This window comes from Nocardia sp. NBC_00565 (assembly GCF_036345915.1).
Classification (GTDB): domain Bacteria; phylum Actinomycetota; class Actinomycetes; order Mycobacteriales; family Mycobacteriaceae; genus Nocardia.
The window spans coordinates 4,547,440-4,562,520 of the sequence record NZ_CP107785.1 but is presented as its reverse complement, the minus strand read 5'-3'; the positions used below and the strand labels follow the sequence as shown (position 1 = coordinate 4,562,520).

The 15,081-nt window shown below is 65.1% G+C and carries 14 protein-coding genes and 2 pseudogenes; 9 read left to right on the top strand and 7 right to left on the bottom strand.

Annotated elements, in window-relative coordinates; translation table 11 throughout:
- The 6 genes from OG874_RS21885 (at position 1) to OG874_RS21860 (ending at position 4,470) form a co-directional block, all read left to right on the top strand.
- The gene (locus tag OG874_RS21885; protein WP_330256976.1) at positions 1-315 is read left to right on the top strand and encodes a hypothetical protein; all 315 of its coding nucleotides are present in this window, start codon (positions 1-3) and stop codon (positions 313-315) included.
- Positions 312-668 carry an antibiotic biosynthesis monooxygenase family protein gene (locus OG874_RS21880; RefSeq protein ID WP_330256975.1) on the top strand — a complete coding sequence of 119 codons (357 nt, stop codon included), beginning with the start codon at positions 312-314 and terminating at the stop codon, positions 666-668. The genes OG874_RS21885 and OG874_RS21880 overlap by 4 nt, the downstream gene beginning before the upstream one ends.
- Positions 665-904: a hypothetical protein gene (locus OG874_RS21875; protein WP_330256974.1), complete on the top strand. Its 240-nt coding sequence runs from the start codon at positions 665-667 to the stop codon at positions 902-904. Before OG874_RS21880 ends, OG874_RS21875 begins: the two co-directional genes overlap by 4 nt.
- A gap of 77 nt (positions 905-981) precedes the next feature.
- Positions 982-1,929: a class I SAM-dependent methyltransferase gene (locus tag OG874_RS21870; protein WP_442943416.1), complete on the top strand. Its 948-nt coding sequence runs from the start codon at positions 982-984 to the stop codon at positions 1,927-1,929.
- A 47-nt stretch (positions 1,930-1,976) separates the two neighbouring features.
- A complete protein-coding gene (locus tag OG874_RS21865) occupies positions 1,977-3,830 on the top strand; it encodes an MFS transporter (RefSeq protein ID WP_330256972.1) in 1,854 nt (617 codons plus the stop codon).
- Positions 3,831-4,038: 208 nt separating this feature from the next.
- Positions 4,039-4,470 carry a nitroreductase family deazaflavin-dependent oxidoreductase gene (locus OG874_RS21860; RefSeq protein WP_330256971.1) on the top strand — a complete coding sequence of 144 codons (432 nt, stop codon included), beginning with the start codon at positions 4,039-4,041 and terminating at the stop codon, positions 4,468-4,470.
- Positions 4,471-4,844: 374 nt separating this feature from the next.
- Here OG874_RS21860 and OG874_RS21855 read toward each other — a convergent pair whose 3' ends face one another.
- Genes OG874_RS21855 through OG874_RS21845 form a run of 3 tightly spaced genes read right to left on the bottom strand, consistent with a single transcriptional unit; the run spans position 4,845 to position 7,212 of the window.
- Positions 4,845-5,252 carry a hypothetical protein gene (locus OG874_RS21855; protein ID WP_330256970.1) on the bottom strand — a complete coding sequence of 136 codons (408 nt, stop codon included), beginning with the start codon at positions 5,250-5,252 and terminating at the stop codon, positions 4,845-4,847.
- 29 nt (positions 5,253-5,281) lie between these two features.
- A complete protein-coding gene (locus OG874_RS21850) occupies positions 5,282-6,742 on the bottom strand; it encodes an FAD-dependent oxidoreductase (RefSeq protein ID WP_330256969.1) in 1,461 nt (486 codons plus the stop codon).
- Positions 6,727-7,212, bottom strand: a complete 486-nt coding sequence (locus OG874_RS21845) for a sigma-70 family RNA polymerase sigma factor (RefSeq protein WP_330256968.1) — start codon at positions 7,210-7,212, stop codon at positions 6,727-6,729. The genes OG874_RS21850 and OG874_RS21845 overlap by 16 nt, the downstream gene beginning before the upstream one ends.
- A 40-nt stretch (positions 7,213-7,252) precedes the next feature.
- Between OG874_RS21845 and OG874_RS21840 the strand changes: the two are divergent.
- The 3 genes and pseudogenes from OG874_RS21840 to OG874_RS21830 all read left to right on the top strand — a co-directional run.
- Positions 7,253-7,534 (top strand): annotated as a pseudogene (locus OG874_RS21840) (SAM-dependent methyltransferase); the annotation flags it as partial.
- A 575-nt stretch (positions 7,535-8,109) separates the two neighbouring features.
- Positions 8,110-8,904 (top strand): annotated as a pseudogene (gene ppgK / locus OG874_RS21835) (polyphosphate--glucose phosphotransferase); the annotation flags it as partial.
- A 779-nt stretch (positions 8,905-9,683) separates the two neighbouring features.
- Positions 9,684-10,616: a M48 family metalloprotease gene (locus OG874_RS21830; RefSeq protein ID WP_330256967.1), complete on the top strand. Its 933-nt coding sequence runs from the start codon at positions 9,684-9,686 to the stop codon at positions 10,614-10,616.
- 428 nt (positions 10,617-11,044) lie between these two features.
- Here the strand turns inward: OG874_RS21830 and OG874_RS21825 are convergent, their stop codons facing one another.
- The 4 genes from OG874_RS21825 to OG874_RS21810 are packed head-to-tail and all read right to left on the bottom strand — an operon-like array spanning position 11,045 to position 15,076.
- Positions 11,045-11,851 (bottom strand): ABC transporter permease, encoded by an 807-nt coding sequence (locus OG874_RS21825; RefSeq protein WP_330256966.1) that lies wholly within the window; start codon positions 11,849-11,851, stop codon positions 11,045-11,047.
- A gap of 47 nt (positions 11,852-11,898) precedes the next feature.
- Entirely contained in the window at positions 11,899-12,768 is an 870-nt protein-coding gene (locus tag OG874_RS21820; RefSeq protein ID WP_330256965.1) for an ABC transporter permease, read from the bottom strand.
- Positions 12,769-12,774: 6 nt separating this feature from the next.
- Positions 12,775-13,959 carry an ABC transporter substrate-binding protein gene (locus tag OG874_RS21815; protein ID WP_330256964.1) on the bottom strand — a complete coding sequence of 395 codons (1,185 nt, stop codon included), beginning with the start codon at positions 13,957-13,959 and terminating at the stop codon, positions 12,775-12,777.
- Positions 13,960-13,984: 25 nt separating this feature from the next.
- Positions 13,985-15,076: an ABC transporter ATP-binding protein gene (locus tag OG874_RS21810; RefSeq protein ID WP_330256963.1), complete on the bottom strand. Its 1,092-nt coding sequence runs from the start codon at positions 15,074-15,076 to the stop codon at positions 13,985-13,987.
- Positions 15,077-15,081: the final 5 nt, after the last annotated feature.

Below are 15,081 nucleotides of genomic sequence, written 5' to 3'. Positions count from 1 at the left end.
ATGACCGCCTTGCGCGCCACCATTACCATGACCGTCGCCAGACGCGACGCTGCCCGCCTGCTCGAGGGCCTGCGGCCGGTGTTCACCCTGGCCGCACAGTCCCCGGGCTTCCTCCAGCAGCGCATCACCCGAGCCGTATCCGCGGACCCGGACGTGTGCACTTTCGTCGTCACCAGCGACTGGACTGACGAGGGCTGCTTCCATGCCTTCGAACGCAGCCGCAAACAGGACGCCGCCACCGCTGCGTTGCGTGCCGTCCGCACCAGCATCGACATGCAACTGAGCACGGTAGGCATCGGCGAGGTGATCGCATGACCGCGCGAGTGATGGTCCGAGCCCGCATACGGGCGGGGGAGGAAGCAGCATTCGAAGCCGCATATGCGCAGGTCACTGCGCAGGTAGCGGGTACGCCAGGCCATATTCGGGACGAGTTGCTACGGCCGTGCGCCGACGACGACCACTACATCCTGCTGTCGGAATGGACCGACGAAGACGCGTTCCTCGCCTGGGAAGACGCCCCGATCCACCGGCAGACCACCACCCCGATGCGTCCGTACTGGGCGGGGCGAGTCCGCCGCGACATCCACATCGTCGCGCACTCCAGCACCGCACACGCCCCCTCGCCCACGAACACCGCAACGCCGGCGCCGGAAGGAGAACTCCCGTGACCGCGAACGCCCCACCCGACACGCCCGTCGAATCCGCCGACCTGGACTCATCCGGCCCCCGCCCATCGACCTTCACCGTGCCGCTCACCCTCATCCGCAGACTGCAGTGGTTTCTCGAAGGTTTCTGCATTTACGGGCTCGCGCTGCACGGCTACAGCCTCGAGCAGGTCCTGGCCGCCGACCACAGCAACGGGTCGCGTCGTTCTTTTGATCACGGTCCCGGTGGAACGCCATGACGAGTTCCTCGCCGCCTACAACAACATCCCCCGCCCATCGCACGAGTGACCCGACCCTGATTGGAGAAAAAGTGAGCATCACGCGCAACGACAACGATTCCTGGGACATCAAGACGAGCGTCGGCGCCACGGCGCTGTTCGTCGCGGCAGCCCGCGGCCTAGCAGCTCGGCAGCCGCAGGCCTTGGCCGTCGACGAGTTCGCCGAAGTGTTCTGTCGCGCCGCAGGCGACGAATGGGCCGAGCTGTTCACCGCCGACCCGGAACTGACGAAGCAACATCCGCTGCGCTCGGCCGACTTCGGATCGCTGTTTCAAGCTTTCCAAGCTGGACGCACCCGGTACTTCGACGACTATCTGCGCTCCGCCACCGAGGCGGGCGTGCGTCAAGTCGTCGTCCTCGCCGCCGGACTCGACTCCCGCGCGTACCGCCTGCCCTGGCCGGACGGCACGATCATCTACGAACTCGACCGCCAGTCGGTACTCGAATTCAAACGCGCCGTGCTCGACGACGCCGGCGCGACGACGACCGCCGAACGTCATGAAGTCGCCGTCGATCTGCGCGACGACTGGGCAACTGCCCTGCGCGACAACGGCTTCGACCCATCGCTACCGACAGCATGGCTGGTCGAAGGTCTCGTCATCTACCTCACCCCCGACGCCCAAGATCAACTGTTCGACACCCTGAACGCACTGTCCGCCCCCGGCAGCTGGCTTGGCATCGAGGAAATGGCCACGATCGATTCGGGCGTCTACTCCGCCATGACCACGCCGTCCACTCCCGACAGCTACGACCGCGGCGGTGAGGGCGCACGCTGGGCTGGGCTCATCTACAACGATCGCAAAACCCAAGCGGTGCAATGGTTCACACCGCAGGGTTGGACCGGTGGCGCTACCGGCCTGGTCGACTACCTGCAATCCGTCGGCCGTGCCGTCCCCGGCGGCGGTGCGGCGGTGGGGCACTTCAACCCGTCCCTGATGAGCCTCGCGACCATGCGGAAGCCGACGTCGGCCGACGCTCGGCCATGACCGAAACCATCTGGGCTACAGCACTTTCAACGATGGGAGGGTCATAGATGGTGTGGCAGTGGAGTCGTACTGTCACCGAAAGGGCCGCAGCCGCTTCGTCGACCAGCTGGCAGGTCGACACGGTGCAGCCGTCGATTCGCGATTCGGAGCCTCGCGACGTCCGCCAGGCCGTCGCGAGCGCGCCGGTATCCCAGCAGCCTTCGACGCCGCTGGATCGCAGACGCTGGATCGCGCTCGTCATCGTCCTCGTCGCGGGGTTCATGGACCTGCTCGACACCACCATCGTCAACGTCGCGATACCGAGCATCCAACGCGACCTTCAGGCGCAGTATGCGCAGCTCGAATGGATCGTCGCAGGATACGTGCTGGCGTTCGCCGTCGTCCTCATCACCAGTGGCAGGCTCGGCGATATCTACGGCCGCCGCCGGTTGTTCCTGACCGGAGTCGCCGGGTTCACCATCGCCTCGGCGCTGTGCGGCATCGCCTGCAGCCCAGGCATGCTCATCGTCTCGCGGTTTCTTCAGGGAGGCACCGCCGGACTGATGGTGCCGCAGATCCTCGCGATCATCCACGTCACCTTCCCGCTCAACGAGCGGGGAAGGGTGTTCGGCATCTTCGGCGCCATCGTCGGATCGGCGGCGGTCGTCGGGCCAACCGTCGGTGGTGTCCTCGTCGACTGGAATGTGTTCGGCCTCGACTGGCGGCCGATCTTTCTGGTCAATGTCCCGGTCGGTATCGGCGCTATCGCCGCGGGCCTGTTCGTGATGCGCGAATCGAAGTCCGCGACCACTCCGAAGCTCGACCTCGTCGGCGCCGGGCTCGTCACGGCCGCGATCGCGATGCTGGTCTACCCGCTCACGGAGGGTCGTCGATTCGGGTGGCCCGCATGGACTTTCGCGATGATGGCCGGTGCGGTCGCAGTGCTTGCGGTCCTTGTGGTCTACGAACACCGACGCGCCCGGACGATCGGTTCACCGCTGGTCGTTCTCGGATTGTTTCGGGCGCGATCGTTCACGATCGGCAGCGTGCTCTGGCTGATCTTCTGGATCGCGCTCGGCGGATTCTTCCTCATCTGGACGCTCTACATGCAACTCGGCCTCGGCTGGTCGCCACTGCGGGCCGGTCTGACCTCTGGCGCCTTCGCCGTCGGCGCTGCCGCGGCGGCAGGCATATCCGTGGAGGTGCTCGTACCCCGGTACGGGCGGCGAGTGCTGATGGCCGGAGCACTACTCAACGCGACGGGCTTCGCCAGCTGCGTGTGGGCCGCTGGGCGGTATGGCCCGGCGATCACATCGTGGCAGTTGATTGCACCGCTTGCCATTTCGGGACTTGGCTTCGGCCTGATCGTCTCGCCGACCGTCGACTTCGTGCTGGCTGCGGTCCCCAAGGACGATGCGGGTTCGGCGTCCGGCCTGCTGAACACCGCTCAGCAACTCGGCGTCGCGCTCGGCGTCGCGCTAGTCGGCGTGATCTTCTTCACCCAGCTCGACAGCGGTTCCGATCGCGGTGTCGACACGGTCGTACCCCGTGTTCGCACCGAACTCGCCGCGGCGGGCCTGGACGAGCAGGCGCAGGCGCGGACCATCTCCGGCTTCCGAGTTTGTATGCAGGACAGATCGGCCAGCACCAACCCCACCGAGACGCCCATAAGCTGCCGGGGCATCCAGGGGCAGGCCACCCAGCCTGGAAGGCCTGATCGGGTAACCGAAATCCTCAGCGACGCAGGCGAAAAGGCCAACGCGGAGAATTTCTCCCGCACGTTCGGGCGCACGCTGTGGTGGGCAGTAGGAATTCTCGCTGCCGTCTTTGTGGGGTTGTTCGCGGTCCCTCGACAGGCAGGACAGCACAGTCCGAATCGGCCCGGGTTCGATGCGCACCGTGGTGCCCCTCCAGTTGGCTGAGGTATCTGTGGTGGCACGCGTCGATGCCTGGTCAGGGCGGATGTCCTCCTAGCTTGGACCGAAATCATGGGGTCAGGTCAGCCGGACTTTGGCAGCGGTCCGGATATACCTCCGACCGAAAAAGCGACGCTCGTTCGTGCGGAGCTTGTTCGATTGCTCGCCGCGGACCGCGACGCTTACATGGCTGCGAACGGGTAGGTTGCGCACCATGCCGAGTGATGCTCAGTTGAAGATCCAAAACGCCATTCACCGTGCCCTGCTCAAAGTAAGCGGCGGGAGGTTGGGCAGGACGATCGTGGGGATGCCGACCCTCGAGCTCACCACGATCGGTCGCAAATCCGGTGAGCCGCGGAAGGTCATGCTGACCGCGCCGGTCATCGATGGCGAGATGATCGTGATCGTGGCCTCGCGCGGTGGTGATCCCACCCATCCCGCGTGGTTTCTGAACCTGCGTGACCATCCCGATGTCGAGGTGGCGCTGCAGAGTGGTCCCAAGCAACCGATGGCGGCTCGTGTGGCCACCGTGGAAGAACGCGCGGCGTTGTGGCCCAGGGTCGTCGCGGCGTACGACGGCTACGCCGGCTATCAGCGCAAGACCTCCCGTGAGATCCCGCTGGTGCTGTTGACGCCGAATCGGTGAGATGTTATCGCTGGCGGAATCCTCGCCAGCCCAGTCGGCGTGCGGCGATCTGATTGCGGTTGGCGACCCGCCCGCTGTCGGACACCGATGATCGCCCGGCGACCGCGCTGACGATTGTTGAAATCACCAGTACCAGTTCAAGGCTCATCCGCGGTTGCCCCCGGATTCAGGTACGCTCCGGTTCTTGCGGATTTCGGTGCTGCGATGTGCAGCGGGGGCTCGGACTGCTGACTGTCGTCGATCCGGAAATGGTCGAGCACTTCAACAATCGGAACGGGCTCAACAAAAGGCCGCATTCGAGGAAGAGAAGTTCAACCAGGTGGTGTTCACGGATACCGAAGCCGCGCTCGCCGAACGATAACCCACCCAGCACATCACTCGATGGTCATCGACACCAGACCGGCGCCCAAACCTATTGAGAAACAACGCCGGAAACACCGTTGGTTGAAAACAAATCGGCAGCCGGGCTGCAGGGTGTGAGCGGCGTTGACGATCGCTTCGAAGAGCACCGTGTTGCTGGCGACCAGGCGGACACCGGCACCGATGAGCACGGCGTCATAGTGCTTGGCCGCAAGCCACTTTCGGGCCTTTTCGGCACCGGCGTCACCGAGGTCGATGAGGCAGTTGTCGACCTCGTAGCCGGCGGCGCGCAGTCCGGCGACATTGTCGTCGTTGGCCTTGCACAGGACGTCCTTGGTCAGACCGGGGAATTGGGTGAAGTCGGGGGAGGTGTAGTCGATGACGTCGGGGTGCAGGCCGATCTGGATCACGGTCACGGTCACGGGAATGCTCCTTTCGACGGGGTTGGGGTTCAACTCTTTTGGGTCCAGAAGGCTAGGGTGTCGCGCCAGCCGTGGTCGGCGGCGGTGCGTCCGGCCCAGGCGATGTAGCCGTCGGGACGCACCAGCAGGGCGGGGCCGGTGTCGGTGCGTTCGGCTTGGATGAGATTCGTTGCGACGGGGGCGGTGCCGCGTTCCCGGATGAGGACGAAGCCGGGTGTCCGCTGTAGCACGGTGAGCCGGTCTCCCCGCAGGGGAGTCTCCGTGGCGCGGGTTCCGACCAGCGGGGACTGGCCGCGGCCGGACGGGTAGCGCAGGGTAACTCCGGCGAAGCTGCCCGCGATCGCGTCCGAGATCGGGCCGAAGCCAAGCACTTTCGGGGCGATTCGGTCCCGCATCCAGCGCGCGATGCGCGGTTTCACCGTGACCGCGCGCATCATCGCGCCGCTCTGCCGCAGGACGCGGCGGCCGATACGGTGGCGTTCGGCGTGGTAGGTGTCGAGCACCGCGTCGTTCGCGCCGCCGAGGACGGCGTCCAGCTTCCAAGCCAGATTGGCGGCATCCTGGATGCCGGTGTTCATGCCCTGCCCGCCCATCGGAGAGTGCACGTGTGCGGCGTCGCCTGCGAAAAACACACGTCCGGAACGGTATTCGTGGATTTGGCGCTCATCGCAGTGGAAGCGGGAACGCCAGCTGATCTCGGCCACGCCGACATCACGTCCTATCGCCCGCGTGAGCACGTCCTGCACCTCGCGCTCGTCCACCGGCTCGGAGTCGGGCAGCTGGTTGCGGCGATCCCAGGTCATCGACCGGTACCAGCCGGAGCCGGAACCGTCGCCGTAGGGGACGAGGAATCCGAAGCAGTCGCGGGTGTCGCCGAGCGTCAAAGCCACACCTGCTGGTCCATCGGTGAGCAGCACATCGGCCAGCACCACCGAGGACAACACCGACTTGCCCGCGAATTCCACCCCGAGCAGGGTTCGGATGGTGCTGTGGGCACCGTCGGCGGCCACCAGATACGGTGCGCGCCAGCGGGTTGTCTCGGTGTCCGCCGGTGCGTCCTTGTGCTGGGTCGTCACCGTGACACCGTCGCGGTCCTGCACCAGGCCGACGACCTCGACACCGCGGTGGATATCCGCTCCCTGTGTTTCGGCATAGCGGGCCAGGGCCTGGTCGACATTGGTCTGCGGCGTGATCAGCCCGCAGCGGTACCGCGAGGGCAGGTGAGTCAGATCGACCTTCGCGCCCGCGAACAGGTTCACCGCCGGTGTGGTGCTGCCCTGTGCGAGTAGATCCTCGGCCAGACCGCGGGCGTCGAGGACTTCCAGGGTGCGAGCCATGGTCGCGAATGCCCGGCTGGTCGGGTTGATCTGCGGCCATCGCTCCAGCACGGTCACCAACCGTCCGGCGCGAGCGAGATCACCGGCGGCCGTCATGCCGGTGGGGCCACCACCCACCACGATGACATCGGCAGAGTTCACAGGCGTGTCCACGACTGTTCCTCGACCGCGGCGATTCCGTGGCGGGCCATCAGCTCGATCAACTCGGCCACCTCACGATGGCTGTAGCCGAATGCCTCACGCAGTACGAACACCGCTCGTTCGCTCGGGGTGAGCCGCTCGGCAAGCACGAAGAACACCAACGACACCGTGTCGCGTTGCTCGACGGTATCCAACGGCCCCGACGCGCTGTCCGGCGTCAACACCGGCTCGGGCAACGACGACCCGATGTATCGCTCTCGGCGACTGCGTGCGGAGTCGAGCCGGTTCAGACAAAGGTTCATCGCAACCTTGGCCAACCACGCCGATGGCACCTCGACCGAGCCGGGTTCAGTGTTGTGCCACCGCAGGAACGCCTCTTGGACGATGTCTTCGGCGTCAGCCGCCGAACCGAGCATTCGATACGCCAGACCGAACAATCGTGCCCGATGCCGCTCGAATGTTTCGACCGCCCCTGCCGCCATACCGCAAGCATGACAGGGGCACAGCCAGTCATACACCGGCTTTACGCAGCTCACCGCCGATCTCGACCCCGAGACCATCGAGGCCACCGTGCACGGCTACCAGCACAGCAGCATACAAATGGGTGCACGCACCTATGCCGGGGTCGCCCGCTTCTTCTCGAGGCTGGAAATGATCGAACCGGGCATCGTGCCGATCGGCCGCTGGTGTCCCGAGGGCGTGGATCCGACGCAGCCTGGGGTTACCCCGCTGCCCGCCGCGGATCCCTCGACCGCACCGAAGATGCCCGCTGCCGGATACGCCGCCGTCGGCCGCGAGAAGTAGGGGTTCCGGTAGTAGGGCTCTCGGCAGGAGGCTGAGCGCCGAGAATGACAGGGATGCGGGTCTTATCGGCGGACAGCGGCGGTCCCAACGGACCGCCGGGCCCTGAACAACTACGACACTGAACCGTCGACACATCTGATAACAATTCGGAGTTGATGATCGGAGCGCTGGCGCTCGTGGCACCCGAGTCCTGTAACCGTGAACGCTTTACCCGCAGTTCCGCGGGTATTGCAGTGTTGACATACGCTGCCGAACTGCAATGCGACCGGCCGCTTTTACAGGTAGCAGGAATACCGGCCCGGGGGAGAGAATAGATGCTTGATGTTATGTGCACCATCAGTACTGGGGTATGTCCCTGACATGCGCCGTGTCCGTTCAGCGGGGTGCCCGAAGCGGGCAGTGCCGTTGTGAATGAACCCTTTGCGCCCTTTTCGTTGGAATACGGGCAGCCCGCCGAAATCTCGGCCTCGATATCCGATTCGTGACCAGGGGACTCGATGAAACCCACGGTAACGACCAGCCCGGAATCTGTGGAGCGAGCCGACCTCTGACCGCCGCCACGTACTGGAGTGTCCATGAGCGATACCACCGCTTCGGTCACCGAAAAGCCGAGCCAGGCTAGGCCGCATCGCTGGGGCTTCGGCATCGACGTGGGCGGTACCGGCGTGAAGGGCGGCGTCGTCGATCTCGGCACCGGGCAGCTGATCGGCGACCGCTTCAAACTCCCGACCCCGCGGCCGGCCACTCCGGAGGCTCTCGCCGACACGATCCGCGAGGTGGTGAAGCACTTCCAGTGGGACGCGCCGCTTGGCGTCACCTATCCGGGTGTGGTCACCGGCGGCGTAGCCCGTACCGCCGCGCACCTCGACAAGTCTTGGATCGGAGTGAACGCCCAGGAGGTGATCAGTGCCGAACTCGGCGGACAGCCGGTGACCCTGCTCAATGACGCCGACGCGGCGGGATTGGCCGAAGTCGAGTTCGGTGCCGGTAAGGACAACGACGGCGTCATTGTGCTGCTGACGTTCGGCACCGGCATCGGTTCGGCGGTGATCCACAACGGGGTGTTGTTGCCCAACACTGAATTCGGTCACATCGAGGTCGGCGGAATGGAGGCCGAGCGTCGGGGTGCCGCGTCGGTCAAGGAAAGGCGCGCCTGGAGCTACAAGCGGTGGGCCCCGGAGGTGACGAAGGTGCTGGTTGCCATCGAAAACGCGATCTCGCCCGACCTGTTCATCGCCGGTGGCGGGGTCAGCCGCAAGGGCGACAAATGGATTCCGTTGCTGAAGAACCGCACGCCGGTGGTGGCCGCCGCGTTGCAGAACACCGCGGGGATCGTAGGGGCAGCAGTGGCTGCGCGTGCCGATCCAACGCGCGTAACCAGCCCGCTCGGCGGCAGAAGATCAGCAGGATCCGGAGACGTCGCGGAACTGGCAGCTAGCCAGAGCCCGAGCGTTGACTGAGCGGCATGGCGAGATAGTCGCCGAATTCTTCGACGTGGGGCAGTCGCGCAAACGTCGCCCGAAAGCCTCCGAGCTGCTCGAGCAGCTCGAGCAGGGATTCGACGCCGTCGTCATCGGAGCGCCCGCGCGTACCGGATCGACCCGCCCGCCACCGTCGACTGGTACGACCTGGACTACCCCTCCATCATCGAACTGCGGTCCGACGCATCAGACCGAGATCAGATCCACCGGATTTCAGACAGTCCCGGCCGTTGGGCAGAGCGGCCTCGGTGTGACAAGTCAGGTGTCATTGGATGTCGGGCGTGGCGCGCGAGGTCGGCTGACCGGGGTTGGCGAGATCGTATTGCCTTTGACGGCAAAAGGATTGCGGCGCTCCTCGGGCAGGATCTCGGACAGCCGTCATTTCATGTCGGCTCACTACCGAGTCCATGTCGACCGCAGCGACCGACTGGACCACCGAGATCGGCCCCTATCCACCGTGAGGGACGGTCGGTGGTCGGGCACGATACGCACTCTTCTAGCCGCTGATCGGTTGTCCGTAAACGCATCCCGATCCACCGACAAAAGCTCGCGCGCTGGGCCACCGCGATACCGTGTCATGCGAGCGGCACGGCGATGATCGGTATCGCCCCTCTGTTGGTTTGGTGCAGTGACCGACAGGAGTGGCCGGTGATGCAGTGAGGAGGCCTATGTGGCCTTTTCGTGGTTCGCCGCAGCGCGACGGCTCCGCTGAGGCGCCCGGACGTCGACTTCGGATTGCGTTGTCGTGGTCGGCGACTGCGCTGCTCGCGTTACCGACGGTGGCGCTGAGTGTGCTCATCATGGTCGTCATCGAGATGTACACCGGACCGTGGCTTACGGCTGCGGTGGTGGGGGCGTGGGTGTTGGTCGGAGTCATCCTCTTCGACGCGGGATGGTTCACCCCGAACCGTCAGTCGTCGGCCACGATGTTCGGATTCCGCAGGCCGGTTGCCGCGGAATCGGAAATCCTCTCCGCCGCATGGGCGAGGGTCACTCGCGCACCCGGGCTGGACGGGTGGCCGTATTCGTTGTGGGTTCAGCAATCCGCGTTCATGAACGCCTATGCCGCGCCGACCCGCGTCGTCGCGGTCACCAGTTGGGCGATCGCCGCGCTGGAATCACGCCAGTTGGAGGCCGTACTCGCCCACGAACTCGGCCATCACCTACACGCCGACCAGCGCTTACGACTACTCGACACCTGGTGCTCGATACCCACGAGGATCGTGCAGCGGATCGCGGCGGCGGCGGGACGGCTGGCGAACGTTCTCGGTGTTACCGCAATCCTGGTCCGGTTCGTGGTCGTGGTGGCCTTGCTGGCCCTTCTACCCGTTGCACTGGCGCCCACGACGGGCTTGCCGGTCGCGCTGCTGCTGTCCGCGCTGTTCGCCATCGAACCACTCGCCAACGCGACACGCAGCCGCCGTGAGGAATTCGCCGCCGACCGGATAGCGGTCGACCTCGGATACGGACGCGATCTCGCGGCCGCGCTACGCGAGTGGTTGCGAGACCGCCCGCCGGTCACTGGATTGCTCGCCGTGCGTGCCCGCTGGTTCGGCAGCCATCCTCCGATCGCCGAGCGGCTGGATGCGATGGAGCGCTGATCACACCAGAGATACTGCGGCGCAACCGAATCCGCCGACCACCCCCAGACGTGCCGGGTCGGGAACGCAGCAACTCCACCGCCGGAAGCTGCCGCAACCATACCTGCCCGAAATACCGGTGTCGATCCTGCCGAACTACCTACGCCCCAACCGAATTCGCCAACGGTGTCCAAAATGGAGCGGGGGGCAGGCGGGCTAAGGCGGATCCGAAGATGCGTGCTCGGTGCTGCCCCGCGACCTGGGTTGGCCATGGTCGGCGTGAGCCTGTCGGAGCTCCGGGATATGTTGCGTATCAACCATACTGGCGAGATCAGCCGCAAAACGTTGTGGCAGATCTGAAGGCTGGTGGGGTGTCGTGGCAGGCCACAACACGTGGAAAGCCAGCAATGACCCCGGTATGACCGATTGGATCCGCGACCAGCCCCTGGCTAGAGACGTCCGCTGGACGCCGTGTCTCCGGCGAGTCGTTGCGCCAGGTAGACCGGGACTATCGAGACCACGATCAGAACGGCGGCGACCACATTCACCACCGGCGCCTGGTTCGGCCGGAACAGGTTGTCCAGAATCCAGATCGGCAGGGTTTGGTGGCCCGCACCGAGGGTGAAGGTGGTGACGATGATCTCGTCGAATGACAAGGCGAACGCCAGCAGGCCACCGGCGAGTAACGCCGAACGGAGCATCGGGAACGTGACCAGGCGAAATGTCGTCGCTCCGCGGGCACCGAGGTCGGCCGAGGCCTCCTCGAGTCCGGAACCGAGCCGCCGCAGCCGCGCCACCACGTTGTTGAACACCACCACGATGCAGAAGGTCGCGTGGGCGATGATCGCGGTGAGTACGCCGAGGTCGATCCCCAAGATCGTGCGGAACGCATTGTTCAATGCGATGCCGGTGACAATGCCAGGCAGTGCGATCGGCAGGATGATCAGCAGCGACACCGCGTCGCGTCCGAAGAAGCGATAGCGCGCCAAAGCGAATGCGGCCATGGTGCCGAACATCAGCGCGATGGCGGCGGCGATCAGTCCGACGAGCACGCTGGTCCCCAACGCCTGCAATGCGCCGTGGTCGCCGAGCACGCGTCCCCACCAGCGCAATGTCGGAGCCGAGGGGGGCCAGCCGAAGGTGGCGTCGGAGTTGAAGGAGTTCAGCACGATCAGCGCCAGCGGCGCGTAGATCAGGGCGAGGCCGAGGACGGTGAAGGCCAAGAGAAAGTATCGGGTTGGTTTGGATGCGCGCATCACTGCTCCGAGTGTCCGTGTGGTCGAGGGCGATTGGTTCGGCGCACTCAGAGGTTGTCCAGCGCGCCGGTGCGGCGCACGGCGGCCAGATAGACCAAGATCAGCGCCACCGGTATGCAGGCCACGGTCGCCGCGAAGGGCAGGTTGCCCGCTGCGCCGATGTTGTCGTAGACAACGTTGCCCAGCATCTGGCTCGGCCCACCAACGATTTTCACCGTGATGTAGTCGCCCAGAGTTAGCGAGAACGTGAAGATCGAGCCTGCTACGACGGACGGCAACACCATCGGGGCAACGACCGAACGGATGGTGTGCCACGATCGCCCGCCCAGATCGCTCGACGCGTCCAGCAGCGAGTCGGGCAGGCGCTCGAGACCCGCGTAGATGGGCAGAATCATGTATGGCAACCACAGATACGCCAAAGTGAGTGTGGTGGCGAACAGCCCGTAGCCGGGAGTATCCAAGCCGAACGGCGACAGCAGCCAATGCATAACGCCGTTGCCGGACAGCATGACTCGCCAGGAGTACACCTTGACCAGGTAGCTTGCCCACAGCGGGGTCATGACCGCGATCACCAGCATGCGCCGGGCCCGCGGCGAGGCGACCTTGGCCATGTACAGCGCCATCGGGAAAGCGATGATGGCGTCGAGCACGGTGACACCCACGGCGATCCCGATGGTGCGCATGGTGACCGCGCGGTACACCTTGTCGGTGAACAGCGTGCGGAAGTTGTCCATCGACCAGTCGATGATCACCTTGCCGGTGAAGCTGTCGGCCCGCCAGAACGCGGTCACGAACAATGCGGCCAGCGCGGCCAGGTAGGCCACACCGAGCCAGGCCATGGGGCCCGACAGCAGCAGGCCGAGCCGGATTCGGGGCTTGCGGTAGAAGAAACTCGAGACCGCCGTGGGTATGCTCATCGGGTTTCAGCCCTTGATCTCGGTCCAGGCCCGCGTCCACTTGCTGTAGTCGGCGCAGGTCACGTCGGTGCGACCGTCCAAGCACTGGGCTATCGGCGTGGTCCAATAGCTGATCTTGCCCGCATACGCGGCATCCGCGGCGTGGTAGGTGTCGCAGAAGTGCGCGTCTGTGGTTTCCGCGCACGCTTTCGAGTTCGCGGGCGCCTCCCCGAAGTATTCTGCGACCTGGGCGTTGACCTTCGGACTGACGATGTAGTTCATCCACTGGTACGCGCAGGTCTGGTGCGGCGATTTGGTTCCGACCATCCAGGTGTCCGACCAGCCGGTAGCGCCTTCGCTCGGCAGGACCGCGTTGACATCGACGCCCTGGCTTTTTGCGGTGTTGACGGTCACCTGCCATGCGGTGCCGACGAGTGAGTCGCCGCTATTGAAGGCCTGGCTTTCCTTCAAATAGTCCGACCAGTATTCCGATACGTTGCTCCGTTGCTGCTTCAGCAAATCGACCGCGGCCTGGAACTGCTTGTCATCCAACGCGTAGGGGTTCGTGATCCCCAGATCCGGTTTGTGCGCCATGAGGTACACAGCGGCGTCGGCGATGTAGATCGGTGAGTCGTATGGGGTGATCTTGCCCTTGTACGGTGACTTCGCGTCGAACATCACCGACCATGAAGTCGGTGCCGGAGTCACCTTGTCGCCACGCCAGGCCAGCAGGTTCGCGCCCCAGCCGTGCGGGATGCCGTAGGCGACGCCGTTGACGGAGTTCCAGGGGCGGTTCTTCAGGTAGTCGAAGGTGTCGGCGTAGTTCGGCACCAGCGCGGTATTCACCGGTGCGACATCGCCGGACGCTATCAGCCGCAGGGACGCGTCACCCGATGCCGAGACGACATCGTATTGGCCGGTTCCCATCAGGTTCACCGCCTCATCGGAGGTGCCGAACGTTTTGACATTGACCTTGCAGCCGGTTTGGGCTTCGAAGGGACCGACCCAGTTGATGGCCGAGTCGTTGGAGCCGTTCTCGGCGTATCCCGGCCAAGCGAGCACGTTCAGCGCGCCTTCGGCCGCGCCGAGCTTCGTCGGAGCGTCGAGTTTCGGCGGGCTGAACACTCCGGTCGAGTTCGTGGATTGGGTGCCGCACGCGGCAACCGTCAGTACCGCGCAGAACAAACCGGCGAGGGTGGCTTTCCTGGACATGGTGGTGCTCCTCATCAAATATTTGTCAGTTATCGGGAATACAAACGCTGTCTTCGGCCCGCCAGCTCAATCGGACACGGCTGCCGACAGCCGCCGGTGCCGTGTCGCCGCTGGGCCGCACCACCGTCAGCTGTCCACCCGCGTCGAGGCAGACCCGATAGCTGGTACTCGCGCCGCCGTACTGGACGTCGGTGACCGCACCGGTAGCGCTGATGGTGCCGACCGAGGCGGCCGTGCCGAGATCGGTGTCCAGCCGAATCCTTTCCGCACGAACGCTGTACACGCCCGCCGTGCCGAGCACCGCCTCCGCCGCCGTGCCGCTGAGCAGATTGGCGGTGCCGACGAAGCCCGCGACGAAGGCAGTCCTGGGGTGCTCGTATATCTCGACCGGGGTGCCGCATTGCTCGATACGGCCGGCGTGGAACACCGCGATCCGGTCGCTCATGGTCAGTGCTTCTTCCTGATCGTGGGTGACCAGGATGAAGGTGATGCCGACGAGCCGCTGCAACGCTTTGAGTTCGATCTGCATCTCCCGCCGCAGCTTCAGATCCAGTGCGGCCAGCGGCTCGTCCAGCAACAGCACCTTGGGGCGGTTGACCAGGGCCCTGGCCAACGCGACCCGCTGGCGCTGACCGCCGGAGAGTTGATCGGGATTGCGCTCGGCGAATTCCAACAGCCGGACGGTGTCCAGTGCCTCGAGCGCGCGGGTACGACGTTCTTGCCTGGGGACCCGCTTGACCCGCAGGCCGTATTCGACATTGCGCAGCACGGTCATGTGCGGGAACAGTGCGTAGTCCTGAAATACGGTGTTGACGTCGCGTTCGAACGGTGCCCGTCGGCTCACGTCGATCCCGTCGAGTTCGATCGACCCGCGGCTGGGCAGTTCGAATCCGGCGATCATCCGCAGCACGGTGGTCTTGCCCGAACCGGACGGGCCGAGCATGGAAAAGAACTCGCCGGGCGCGATCTCCAAGTCGATGCCGTTGACCGCGTTGACCGAGCCGAACGACTTGCCCAAGCCGTGCAATCGGATCGCGGGGCCGGATTCGACATCGGCGCTCGACTCGGTCCGCGCGGATTCGCGGGTGGGCCGTTCCTCGGCCAGGTTGGGTGACAAGGGGT